A 12,174-nucleotide genomic window follows, 5' to 3' on the forward strand; every position below is an offset into this window, starting at 1 on the left:
AGGTTTGGTCAGGAATTCTGGTCGGCTTTGCGGGCCATGGATGCTGCCATGCGATCCACCACGCCCTGAGGCAAGGCGCCCAGCACTTTCAGCAGCCAGGTAAACCGCCGCGGGAAGGCAATCTCGTTGCGGCCTTTGGCCAGCCCGTTGGCAATCCTTTGTGCGGCATCGTCCGCGGTCACCATAAACGGCATGGGAAAGTCGTTCCTATCGGTCAACGGCGTTTTTACAAAGCCCGGTGAGACCACCACCACATCAATGCCTTCGGCAGCCAGGTCTGCCCGCAGGGCATGGGCAAAGTAGGTCAGGGCGGCCTTGGATGCGCCATAACCTTCGGCCCGGCCAAACGGAAACCACCAGGCCGAGGAGCTGACAATCACCAGGGTTGCTGGCTTGCCCTTTGCCCGGGTGGCCCGCAATGCGGGCAGGGCGATGTCCAGGCTGCGGGCGGTGCCCAGCACGTTGGTAGTGATATTGGCCTCGATAACCTGGCTGTTGTAGTTGGCGACTTCCAGGTACTCGCAGGTGCCGGCGTTCAGAATGGCCATGTCCAGGTCGCCAAAATGCTGGAGATCGCCCTGAATGGCAGACAAATCGTCCAGGCTGGTGGTGTCGGCAACGGCGGGTGTGATCCGGTTCGGGTGCTGGCTGGCCAGCTTGTCCAGCGCCTCGGCCCGCCGGCCGGTAATAACCAGGTTGTGGCCGCGCTTTGCCAGTTCATTCACCAGGGCCTCGCCGATTCCGGAAGAGGCGCCGGTAAGCCAGATGTTCGATGCGGATTGCAGTCGTTTGTTCATCCTGCCTGCCTCTTCACCCAGCGGATGGCGCCACCGACCACCGGCAGGTTTTCATAAAGCAGTTGCCCGGCATCGAAATAGTCCCGATGGAAGCGCACCTTGCCGTTGCTGATTTCCAGGTGACTGATGCCGTCTACGAACACGGTCTTGCCGTTACGGATGCGCTTGTGGCGCAGCTCCATTACCCAGGGGATGGTGCACCATTGCTGCTGGATAACCGGCGAGCTGAAACGGAACTGGCAGTGGAGTACGTTGCCATAAGCCCCGGCCATGTATTCGGTAAGCTCGTTCAACCCGGACACCTGGCCGAACGGATCCTGGAAGTGGATATCCTGGCTGTACACGTCCTTGAGCTGGCTCAGGTTGCCTTTGTCGAGCTGGTTGTACAGTGTGCAGAAGCGCTCAAGCACTTCCGGTAGTTCAGCAACCGGTGTGCTGGTGTCTACGCTGGAAAGGTGTTGGCTCATTGGCTTGCCCTCCCGGTACGGTTGCGGTCGAGTTCGAGGGTTTCCTTACGGATATGGTCGGGGATCGGATTCAGGTCCCAGATAATGCCCAGTTTCGACAATACCCACAGGCCGTACCAGGTAATGTCTATTTCATACCAACGGAAGCCCTGGCGAACCGCCGTCGGCCAGCGATGGTGGTTGTTGTGCCAGCCTTCGCCCAGCGTGATCAATGCCAGCCAGAAGTTGTTGCGGCTGTCATCGCTGGTTTCAAAGCGGCGCTTGCCCCACACGTGGGACAGGGAATTAATAGAGACGGTGGCGTGAAACAGCACCACGGTGGAGATAAAGAAGCCCCACACCAGTAGTTGCAGGCCGTTGGTGCCCAGCCCGGGCGCCCAGGCAGCCAGGGCTTCGCCCAGCAGGTAAATGGCAACTGCGAAGGCGGCAGGCACCAGGGAGTCGAAGCGATTGATAAAACGCAGTTCCGGGAACTTGAGCCAGTCCTTTACCCGGCGCTCGTTCATGGCAAAACCGGCATCGCAGGTAAACCATCCCACGTGGGACCACCAGAATCCGCCCTGGTGGGGGGAGTGAAGGTCTTCCTCGCGGTCTGAATGCTGGTGATGGTGCCGGTGGTGCGCCGCCCACCAGAGAGGGCCGCGCTGCGCGGCACTGGCGCCCAGAACGGCAAACACGAATTGCGCGGGCCGGCTGGTTTTAAAGGATTTGTGGGAAAAGTAGCGGTGATAGAAGCCCGTGATAGCGAACATCCGAACCAGGAAAAATCCAAGGGCAAACATCATCGCGAAGGTGCTTGTGCCGGTCACCAGTACCAGGAGGCAGGCCAGGTGCAGTGCAATAAACGGGAGTACCCGTACCCAGTTAAAGGTTCGGGACGAGGTATCCAGGTGATCTGATCCCGCTTCGGAATCGAACCATCTCAGAATATTTGTCAGCCAGTAATTCACTCGGGTCATAAATAACCATGCTCAATGTAACGTCAGACACCCCATCAATACGAAGTATCGCGATTATTGGTTCAGGCCTTGCGGGCCTTACCGCAGGAATTCTGCTTGGCCGAAAGGGCCATCATGTCAGGGTCTTCGAGAAAAGTCGTGGCCCCGGTGGCCGTATGTCGTCTAAACGGGTTTCGGGAAGCTCGGCGGACATCGGAGCCCAGTATTTCACGGCCCGTCACCCGGAGTTTCTGGCGTTTTTGAAGGCGTTTGCCGGAGCCGACAATTTTGGCCCCTGGCAGGGCCGTTTCGGCTTTCAGGGCGAGGATAAACAGTGGCAGGCGTTCCCCGAGGAAACCCGCTACGTAGGCGTACCCCGAATGACCGCCATTACCCGGGCGTTGTCCGAACACGTTCCGGTAACCGCGCAGGTACGGATTGCGAAACTGGAGCGGGTCGGGGAGCAATGGCGCTTGATCTGCACCGAAGGCAACGACCACGGCAGCTACGACCAGGTGATCATCACAGCGCCTCCGGCCCAGGCCCGGGATCTGCTGGAGGCCAGCGGGCTGAATGAGCTTGCTGGCAACCTTGGCCATTCTGAAGACAGTATTCTGGCCTGCTGGGCGGTGGCCGCACACTTTAAAGAAACTCCCAGCTATGATTTCGACGCCATGCGGCCGGATTCCGACGTGCTTTACTGGGTGGCTAACAATTCCTCCAAACCGGAGCGCAACGATCAGGGCCAGTGGTGGGTGCTGCATGCCACGCCGGAATGGACGCAGGCCCACGTAGAGGAGCCCGCTGAAAATGTGTCGGAGCAACTGCTGGCTGCCTTTTACGAACTGACCGGGTATCAGGGCGCTGCGACCGATGCCGTAGCGCACAGGTGGCTTTACGCCCGCTCGGTGCAGCAGGAACAGCCCGGCTATCTGCTGGAGCCCGCGCTGGGCGTAGGCCTGGCAGGAGACTGGCTCAATGGCGGCCGGGTAGAGGGCGCCTGGGAGAGCGCCACTCGCCTGGTTGAAGCTCTGGGCTGATTATTCCATCAGGTCGGAAGGGGCCCGGGTGGTGACTTCCGGCCGGTGGTAGAAGTGGGTGATGGTGCCATCACCGAACTTGGAGAAGAACGCGCTGACATCGGTGATCTTTCGAAGCGACCGCTCCCGGCTGACGGGGTTCTTCACCAGTACCTTGATGCCGTTGAAATTGTCCTGGATGTTGGAAAACCGGGCCCGCATGGAGCAGGTGACCACATCCACCGGGTTCAGGCCCAGCTCTCCGGCCAGCCAGTTGCCGTGTTGGGTGATCTCTGCCTTGGCCATGTTCTCCCGGGTGTCCAGGTGCTTGAGCTTCACCCGGTTCACAATGCTGAAGGAATAGCTCTTCGGCTGCCGTCTCGCCACTTTCCGGAACGCCTCCCAGAAGAAACTGTCGGTCAGTTCGGCGAAGTAGTTCATATCGCTCAGGCAGGTATCGATCCACTCAAAACTTTCCGGGTCTTCCAGGACTTCGTTAATCGCCTCGCGCAGCAGCCAGTCAAACCCCAGGGCGGTCTTGTGGGCATAGACCTTGCGGTACATCTGGTAACGGCTGTACACAAAGTCTTCCAGCGCGCCCAGGCCTTTCTGGGTAATGGCGAGCCCCATCCAGGGTTCGGTTACGTCCCAGCCAAACCGCAGGTTGCTGAGCAGGTGGTCCAGGTTAAAGCCACCGATGGTGACGGAGCTGTGGAAGCCGTCACGCAGCATATAATCGGCCCGGTCGGCATCAATCTCGCCCGATACAATGGACGACAACAGTCCCATGACCAGCCCGGGTACGTCGCGTTCCGGAATCGCCCCGGCAACGGCATCGTCGCCGGCGATGAAATCCCAGAAGGTGCGTGCGTGGCGGCAGAAGGTGTCGCTGGGGGTGACGTCTGTGGTCTCCATAATGCCGATCACATCCACCGCATCCAGGCCGGCGCTTTCCAGGTCGACCGAGGTCAGCACTTCGTGCGCCACCCGCACAGAATAATGCTCATGCTCCAGTTCGTCCGGCTCGCCCTGGTGATAGCGGGAGTAATCCACGCCCTGCCAGAGGTCGGCAAACCGTCCGGGGCGGGACATCAGCTCCCGGATGCGCCGGGCCTGGGTAAACTGGTGGGAAAAGCTGGAATGGCCGCTGTCGTGCAGCAGGCACCCCAGCCGGATGGTCTTGGCAAGGTAGTCGATGGCATCAAGCTGGCTCAGGCTCAGGTCCATGCGCTCGCTCAGTTGCCGCTCCCGCAGGTAGGCATCAATCATCGAGCGGAACATCCGGGTGCCCACATGCATCACACCGATGCTGTGCAGAAACCGGGAGTGAGTGGCACCGGGGAACACCAGGCTGAGAATGTCGTTCTGGCAAATGTTGCGTAAACGCTGGAACAGCGGGTGGTCAATAACCTGTATTTCATGGCGGTACAGGGGAATCCCCCCGTGAACCGGATCCATGATCAGCTTGTCGTAGGCTCCCAACAGGTCGTTGACGGCACGTCGCATGGTTACAATTCTCCCAAAATGATGACAGCGACCTTGTTATATCACAGGGGCATGCCAGAATAGGCGATATGATCCGAATTTCTCTTTTATCGCTGGTAGTTTAAGGCAATCAACATGAACTCGCGCACCGAGCGCATACTGATTATCGATGCCGACGAACAGGCTCGAAACGATTTGTCACGCTACCTTGAAGCGAGGGGTTTCTACGTGACCGGGTATCCTGATATCCAGTCCGCCCGCGGCTTGTTCGAAGATAAACTCCCGGACGTCATCTTTGCAGACCTGCCCGCCGACGCCATCCGTGATCTCACCACCCGGCTGGCGGACTCGGAAAGCTTTATTCCGGTGGTTACCTGCACGGCCAGCAACTCCAGTACCGATGTTATCCAGGCGCTGCGGGCCGGTGCCGCCGATGTGGTGCTCAAGCCCTGCAACGACGACAAAGGCGCACTGGATGATGTGATCGGCAAACTGTTCGACCGGGTGCGGGTTAACCGATTGAACCAGTTGTACAGACAGGAACTGGAAGAAACCAACCGGGAGCTGCGCAGCGGTATTGCGGAGCTGAGGGCAGACCAGAACGCCGGGCGCAAAGTCCAGCTGCGAATGCTTCCGGACCACGATTTGCAGATTTCCGGGTTGCAGGTCGACCACAAGATCAAACCCTCGCTCTACCTGAGCGGCGATTTTCTCGATTATTTCCGCATCTCCGAAGACAAGGTGCTGGTATACATCGCCGATGTTTCCGGCCACGGCGCCAGCTCTGCCTTTGTCACTGTCTTGCTGAAAAACCTGACCAATCGTTTGCAGCGCAACCTCAAACGGCAGTCCAGCGACGACATCCTTCACCCGGAGCGCTTTCTTGAGCGGATCAACTCGGAACTGCTCGATACCGGCCTGGGTAAACACGTAACCGTGTTTGTGGGGATAATTTCCATATCTGAACGTATACTGAGTTATGCGGTGGGTGCACATTTCCCGATGCCGATTTTGTCGTTTGAAGACGGCGAAACCCGGTTTCTGGAAGGCAATGGCCTGCCGGTGGGGTTATTCGAAGATCCCGAATGGGAGGTGTATCAGGTTCATCTGGACCGGCCGTTCAGGTTGTTGATGTTTTCAGACGGCATTCTGGAGGTAATTGCTCCGAAATCGCTGGATGAAAAGGAACGAACACTACTTGAACTCGTGTCTGGAGGTAGTCACACTATCGCATCGCTGAGTGAGGCTCTGGGATTGGATACCATCTCCGAGTTGCCCGACGATATCGCGATAGTTTCGGTAACTGATGCCCTTGACGGGCCAGATAACACGTCGTCGACGTAGTGGCAGTGTGAAAAATGGCTGGTTATAAGATCCTGCAAGCAGAAAAGCAGGGAATTTACGTCCTGAAGTTTATTGGGGAAATCCGGCTGAACCTGTGTTCGACGCTGGACAATCTGGTTGAGACCATCACGGGTAACCCGCAATTCAAAACGGTAATTATCGATCTGACAGAGACCGAAATTATCGACAGCACCACCCTCGGGCTGCTGGCCAAGATTGCCTTGGCCGCCCGAAAGCAGAGCCGCTTCCTGCCGACTCTGATCTCGACCAACCCTGATATTACCCGCATTATTACCTCAATGGGTTTCGACAAGATCTTTATCATTGTGCGCGAGCCCGCTTCCCGGATAGAAGAACTCGAAGAAATTCCCGTACTCAAGGCCAGCGAGCAGCAGGTGAGAGACAAGGTTCTGGACGCCCATAAAATCCTGATGGGTATGAACAGCAAGAACAGGGAAGAATTCAAGAATCTGGTGCGTGCCCTCGAGTGTGAAGAAACCGGCTAGGTTTCAGCACGCCGCGGGTGCGCTGCCCGTACGCAATAAAACGGAAATGATATGCCTGAAAACACCACTCCCCCGAAAGACGGGGCGAAGTCTTACGACGTTGCAGTGCTGGGTGGCGGTAGCTTTGGTACCGCCATGGCCAAGGTTCTTGGCGAAAACGGCCACACCGTCCATTTCTGGATGCGCGATGAAGCCCAGGCGGAGGAAGTTCGCCGTACCCGTGTGAACAAGCGCTACATGCCGGATGTCACCATTGAAGGCGACGTGCAGCCCACCACAGACCTGGCCGAAGCGGTTGCCAGGGCCGAAGTGGTATTGGTCGCTATCCCTTCCAAGGCTTTCCGCTCTGTGATCCGCGAGAATGCCGACGCATTCCGGGAAGGGCAGATTGTAGTCAGCCTGACCAAGGGTATTGAAGAACACGGCTTCAAGCTGATGAGCGAAATCCTGATGGAGGAGCTTCCACGCTGTCGCTCCGGTGTGCTCAGCGGCCCGAACCTGGCGGCCGAGATCGTCAATCGTGAGCTGACCGCCACGGTCATTGCCGCCAAGGATCCGGAAGTTCGCCGCACGGTGCAGGATCTGCTGGGGTGCGAGTATTTCCGGGTATACGCCAACGTAGACGTGTATGGCGTAGAGCTGGCCGGCGCCCTCAAGAACATTTACGCCATTGTGGCCGGACTGGCCTCGGCGCTGGAGATGGGTGAAAACGCCCGGGCCATGCTGATTACCCGAGGGCTGGCGGAAATGAGCCGCTTTGCCGTAAGCCTTGGGGCCAACCCGATGACCTTTATGGGGCTGGCGGGTGTTGGCGACCTGATTGCCACCTGTACATCGAACAAAAGCCGGAACTACCGGATTGGTTATGCGGTGGGCAAGGGCAAGCAACTGGACGAAGCGGTGAAAGAGCTGGGCCAGGTGGCCGAGGGCATCTACACCCTGAAACTGGTGCGGGAGAAATCGGAATCCATCGGCATTTACATGCCACTGGTGCGCGGGCTTTACGAGATTCTGTACAACGGTGCTTCGATCAACGCGGTCATCAGCAGCCTGATGATGGCGGTACAGAACTCTGACGTAGAATTTATTCTGCCCCGCACCATCACCCAGTAAAGGCTTCTGCGAACGAGGAGCGCTTATGCAACTGATCATCATGCGCCATGGCGAAGCCGGCTGGCACACCCTGGACCAGGAGCGGGAGCTCACCGATGTGGGCCGGCACGGGGCTGCAGTCGTGGCCGCGGCAATCGGCAAATCCTCCTGGCGCCCGGACCGGATCTGGTGCAGCCCCTACACCAGGGCCCGGCAAACCGCAGCGATTGTCTCTGAAGTGCTGAATTGCCCGGTAGACGAAAAGCCGTTCATTACCCCGGACGATGATCCGGGGCTTTGCCTTGACGCTTTACTGGAAACCGATGTTTCCCGTTTGATGCTGGTGTCCCACATGCCCCTGGTGGGCAGCCTGTCTACCTTGCTGGTGGACGGCCATCGCAAGGGCATTCCCTTTATGACCGCCCAGGCCGTGGTGCTGGATATGCCGGTGGTGGGCCCGGGCTGCGCTGACTTGAAAGAACAGTTTCTGCCCTGACCTTTACCCTGTCATTCCATTTCGCAAGTTTCGAGACGCCATGTACAGCTTTCCGATCGAGTATATCGAACCCGTCTTCCGCCCGCCGAGCGAGGCAAAGTCCCTGATCCTGCCGGTGACCAACGGCTGCTCCTGGAACCAGTGTACTTTTTGCGAAATGTACACCCAGCCCCAGAAGAAATTCCGGGCCAGGAAGCCTGAGGACATTCGGGCCGATATCGCAAAGGCTGCCGAGGCCTTCGGTGACGTCCGCCGGGTGTTTCTGGCCGATGGCGATGCCATGGTGCTGCCAACCCGCCGGTTGCTGGAAATCCTGAGCGACCTGAAAGCCGCCTTTCCGGGCATCCAGCGTGTTTCAAGCTACTGCCTGCCACGGAACCTGGCGAAGAAATCTGTTGAAGACCTGGTGCAGTTGCGCGAAGCCGGGCTTGGCATCCTGTACGTGGGCATGGAATCCGGCGACGATGAGGTGTTGAAACGTATCAACAAGGGTGAGAGCTGGGAATCCACCCGTTCCGCCCTGACCAAGATTCGCGAGGCAGGCCTGACCAGCTCTGTGATGGTGCTTAACGGCCTGGGTGGTGAAACCCTGTCGCGCCAGCACGCCATCAACACCGCCACCCTGTGCAACGAAACCCAGCCGGATTACCTGTCGACACTGGTTGTCAGCTTTCCTCAGGGCGAAGAGCGTTTCCGGGAAGGTTTTGGTGATGATTTCGTACCCCTGAGCCAGCAAGGTTTATTTGAGGAAATCCGCCTGTTCCTCGAGCACCTGGAACTGGAGAAAACCATTTTCCGCAGTGACCATGCCTCCAACTACCTGGTGCTCAAGGGCACTCTGGGCCGGGACAAACAGCGAATGCTGGAGCAGGTCAACCTGGCCATCAGCAATCCCGGTGCGGCGGCGCTGCGCCCCGAGTGGATGCGCGGACTGTAAACGGAGTAGATCACTATGACCCGAAAGCCTGATGAACTGGCCTCCGCTGTTGAACAGAATGCCGGTGGCAAGGCCTTACCGCCGCTAGACCAATGGAACCCGGGGCTGCTGGGGGATATGGACCTGCTGATCACCCGGGATGGCTCCTGGCTGTTCGAGGGCAAACCCATCGGCCGGGAAGCGATCGTGCGATTGTTTTCCACTATTTTGCGAAAAGAGCAGGACGGCGCCTACTACCTGGTCACCCCGGTTGAGAAGTGGCGGATTGCGGTAGAAGACACGCCGCTGCTGGCCCACTCGGCAGAGGCCACGGGAGAGGGTGATAGCCAGGTGATTTCGGTGACCACCAATATGGGCGAAACCCTGGAAATCGGCCCGGACCATCCGCTTGAGGTGGGGGCCTATCCCGACAGCGACGAGCCCCGGCCAGTTGTCGCCGTCAGGCACGGCGTGGAAGCACGGTTGGTGACCAATGCCTTTTACCAGTTGGCAGAGTTTGTTGAAGAGCAAACGGTAAACGGCGAAACCGTGCTGGGAGTTTTTAGCCACGGAAAATTCTGGAAAATCGGGCAGGGCGGTTGAAAAGACCCCGACCACCCCAATGAATGAGGTAGAAAACGCAGTCTGTCACTTGTTAAACTGTCTTTTCTTACTTGTTATCGAGCCTGGCTCTCTAACGAGGCCCGGTGGTCGTTAGTCCCTCTGTGCAGTATGGCTGTTCAAGATTACTTTCGATTACCTACATCTTAAATACACAGTCATTGCGACACGCAAGGAGATCACATGGCCCAACCTCGTGTTGTCACCATCCATTACACGCTCACTAACGACCAGGGAGAGCAACTCGATTCCTCCCGCGTAGAAGGCCGTGAGCCGCTGTCTTACCTGGAAGGTGCACAGAACATTATCGGTGGACTGGAAAACGCACTGAACGAAAAGAGCGCTGGCGACCAGGTTAAAGTCTCTGTAGCTCCTGCTGAAGGCTACGGCGAAGTTAACGAAGAACTGATCCAGCCGGTTCCGCGTTCTGCCTTCGAAGGCGTCGACACCATCGAGCCGGGCATGCAGTTCCAGGCCCAGACTCCGGGCGGCCCCCAGGTTGTTCGCGTTGTTGAAGTCAGTGACGAGACCGTCACCATCGACGCCAACCACCCGCTGGCTGGCCAGACTCTGCACTTCGACGTTGAAGTAGTAGAAGCTCGCGAAGCAACCGACGAAGAGCAAGAGCACGGCCACGTGCACTGATCTCTTCCGAAAGGTTGATCAAAGAACGGCTCCTGCGGGGGCCGTTTTTTTTGGTTTTTTGCCACGAAATCCACGAAAAAACACGAAAAAAGACACAAAAAAGCCGGAGACGAGCTCCGGCATTTTCTGGTCAGTACACCCGCTTACATATTCGGGTAGTTGGGACCACCACCGCCTTCCGGCGTTACCCAGGTGATGTTCTGGGCAGGGTCCTTGATGTCACAGGTCTTGCAGTGAACACAGTTCTGGGCGTTGATCTGGAACTTCTTGCCGCTACCGTCTTCCGCTTCAACCACTTCGTACACGCCGGCCGGGCAGTAGCGCTGGGCGGGCTCGTCGAACTTGGGCAGGTTGTCCTTCAGCGGAATGTCCGGATCGGTCAGCTTCAGGTGAACCGGCTGGTCTTCCTCGTGGTTGGTGTTGGAGATAAACACCGAGGACAGGCGGTCGAAGGTCAGCTTGTTGTCCGGCTTCGGATAGGTGATCTTCTTGCACTCGGAGGCCGGCTTCATGGTGGCGTAGTCGGGCACCGTGTCGTGGAAGGTGATCGGCAGGCTGCGGCCCAGGATGTTCTGCTCGATGTAGGCGATTGCGCCACCCACCATGCTGCCGAACTTATGGATAGACGGGCCAAAGTTGCGCTCGTCGTACAGTTCCTTGTAAAGCCAGCTGTCTTCAAAACGCTGCTGGAAGCTGGTGATTTCCTCACCGGCCTTGCCTTCTTTCAGGGCTTCGAAGACCGCTTCAGCGCCCAGCATGCCGGACTTCATGGCGGTGTGGGAGCCCTTGATCTTGGAGAAGTTCAGGGTGCCGGCGTCACAGCCCAGCAGCAGGCCACCGGGGAAGCTCATCTTCGGCAGGGCATTGTAGCCGCCCTTGGAGATAGCACGGGCGCCGTAGGCTACGCGCTTGCCGCCTTCCAGGTACTTCTTGATTTCCGGATGGTGCTTCAGGCGCTGCATTTCTTCAAACGGGCTGACGTGCGGGTTGCTGTACGACAGGTCGGTAATCAGGCCCACGTAGACCTGGCCGTTTTCCAGGTGATACAGGAAGGAACCGCCCGTCGTGCCGGATTCGCTCAGCGGCCAGCCGGTAGAGTGCACGACCAGGCCCGGCTCGTGTTTGGCCGGATCGATGTCCCACAGCTCTTTGATGCCGATGCCGTAGTGCTGCGGATCCTTGCCTTCGTCCAGCTTGTAATCCTTGATCAGCTGCTTGCCGAGGTGACCACGGCAGCCTTCGGTGAACAGGGTGTACTTGGCGCGCAGTTCCATGCCCGGCATGTAGCCGTCTTTCTGGGAACCGTCACGGGCTACGCCCATGTCGCCGGTGATGATACCTTTCACCTGGCCGTCTTCAACGATGGTTTCAGCTGCGGCAAAGCCCGGGTAAACCTCTACGCCCAGCTGCTCGGCCTGTTCGGCCAGCCAGCGGCACAGGTTGCCCAGACTGATAATGTAGTTGCCGTGGTTGTGCATGTTCTTGGGCACAAACGCGTTGGGAACCTTGGTGGCTTTTTCCTGGCTCTTCATCAGGAAAATGTCGTCCCGGGTAACCGGCGTATTCAGGGGGGCGCCTTTTTCTTTCCAGTCCGGGAAGAGTTCATTCAGGGCAGTAGGCTCGAATACGGTACCTGCGAGGATGTGCGCCCCGATTTCAGAACCTTTTTCTACTACACAGACAGTCAGTTCTTCGCCAGCTTCCTGCGCCAGTTGCATGACGCGGCAGGCTGCAGACAGGCCAGCAGGGCCGCCGCCGACGATCAGAACATCAAATTCCATCGATTCGCGTTCCACGTTGGTCTCCTCAAACAGCTTTTAATGAATGTTATTAACCCGAAGGATAGCG

General features: G+C 58.1%; 13 protein-coding genes. 8 read left to right on the plus strand and 5 right to left on the minus strand.

What is annotated here, in order from left to right:
* Positions 1-8 precede the first annotated feature (8 nt).
* The 3 genes from AQ621_RS07285 to AQ621_RS07295 are packed head-to-tail and all read right to left on the minus strand — an operon-like array spanning position 9 to position 2,223.
* A complete protein-coding gene (locus AQ621_RS07285; protein WP_058340893.1) occupies positions 9-797 on the minus strand; it encodes an SDR family NAD(P)-dependent oxidoreductase in 789 nt (262 codons plus the stop codon).
* Positions 794-1,264, minus strand: coding sequence for a nuclear transport factor 2 family protein (locus tag AQ621_RS07290; protein ID WP_058340894.1), 471 nt, complete (start codon positions 1,262-1,264; stop codon positions 794-796). Before AQ621_RS07290 ends, AQ621_RS07285 begins: the two co-directional genes overlap by 4 nt.
* Positions 1,261-2,223 (minus strand): acyl-CoA desaturase, encoded by a 963-nt coding sequence (locus tag AQ621_RS07295; RefSeq protein ID WP_058340895.1) that lies wholly within the window; start codon positions 2,221-2,223, stop codon positions 1,261-1,263. Before AQ621_RS07295 ends, AQ621_RS07290 begins: the two co-directional genes overlap by 4 nt.
* 8 nt (positions 2,224-2,231) lie before the next feature.
* Between AQ621_RS07295 and AQ621_RS07300 the strand changes: the two genes are divergently transcribed.
* Positions 2,232-3,242, plus strand: a complete 1,011-nt coding sequence (locus tag AQ621_RS07300; protein WP_058340896.1) for an NAD(P)/FAD-dependent oxidoreductase — start codon at positions 2,232-2,234, stop codon at positions 3,240-3,242.
* Here the strand turns inward: AQ621_RS07300 and AQ621_RS07305 are convergent, their stop codons facing one another.
* Complete coding sequence (locus tag AQ621_RS07305; protein ID WP_058340897.1) at positions 3,243-4,727, minus strand: HD domain-containing protein; 1,485 nt, start codon at positions 4,725-4,727, stop codon at positions 3,243-3,245.
* 114 nt (positions 4,728-4,841) lie between these two features.
* On the opposite strand from AQ621_RS07305, the gene AQ621_RS07310 reads away from it, so the two are divergent.
* The 7 genes from AQ621_RS07310 (at position 4,842) to AQ621_RS07340 (ending at position 10,326) form a co-directional block, all read left to right on the plus strand.
* Entirely contained in the window at positions 4,842-6,050 is a 1,209-nt protein-coding gene (locus AQ621_RS07310; protein ID WP_058340898.1) for a PP2C family protein-serine/threonine phosphatase, read from the plus strand.
* 14 nt (positions 6,051-6,064) lie between these two features.
* On the plus strand, positions 6,065-6,556 hold the full coding sequence (locus tag AQ621_RS07315; RefSeq protein ID WP_022988214.1) for an STAS domain-containing protein: 492 nt from the start codon (positions 6,065-6,067) through the stop codon (positions 6,554-6,556).
* Positions 6,557-6,607: 51 nt separating this feature from the next.
* A complete protein-coding gene (locus AQ621_RS07320) occupies positions 6,608-7,669 on the plus strand; it encodes an NAD(P)H-dependent glycerol-3-phosphate dehydrogenase (RefSeq protein WP_058340899.1) in 1,062 nt (353 codons plus the stop codon).
* Positions 7,670-7,694: 25 nt separating this feature from the next.
* The gene (sixA, locus tag AQ621_RS07325) at positions 7,695-8,144 is read left to right on the plus strand and encodes a phosphohistidine phosphatase SixA (protein ID WP_058340900.1); all 450 of its coding nucleotides are present in this window, start codon (positions 7,695-7,697) and stop codon (positions 8,142-8,144) included.
* A gap of 40 nt (positions 8,145-8,184) precedes the next feature.
* Positions 8,185-9,081, plus strand: coding sequence for a radical SAM protein (locus AQ621_RS07330; RefSeq protein WP_058340901.1), 897 nt, complete (start codon positions 8,185-8,187; stop codon positions 9,079-9,081).
* A 15-nt stretch (positions 9,082-9,096) separates the two neighbouring features.
* Positions 9,097-9,663: a DUF1285 domain-containing protein gene (locus tag AQ621_RS07335; protein WP_022988218.1), complete on the plus strand. Its 567-nt coding sequence runs from the start codon at positions 9,097-9,099 to the stop codon at positions 9,661-9,663.
* 201 nt (positions 9,664-9,864) lie between these two features.
* Positions 9,865-10,326: an FKBP-type peptidyl-prolyl cis-trans isomerase gene (locus AQ621_RS07340; protein ID WP_058340902.1), complete on the plus strand. Its 462-nt coding sequence runs from the start codon at positions 9,865-9,867 to the stop codon at positions 10,324-10,326.
* Positions 10,327-10,469: 143 nt separating this feature from the next.
* Here AQ621_RS07340 and AQ621_RS07345 read toward each other — a convergent pair whose 3' ends face one another.
* On the minus strand, positions 10,470-12,122 hold the full coding sequence (locus AQ621_RS07345) for an electron transfer flavoprotein-ubiquinone oxidoreductase (protein WP_058340903.1): 1,653 nt from the start codon (positions 12,120-12,122) through the stop codon (positions 10,470-10,472).
* Positions 12,123-12,174: the final 52 nt, after the last annotated feature.

This window comes from Marinobacter sp. P4B1 (assembly GCF_001447135.1).
In the GTDB taxonomy this organism is placed as follows: Bacteria; Pseudomonadota; Gammaproteobacteria; order Pseudomonadales; family Oleiphilaceae; genus Marinobacter; species Marinobacter vinifirmus.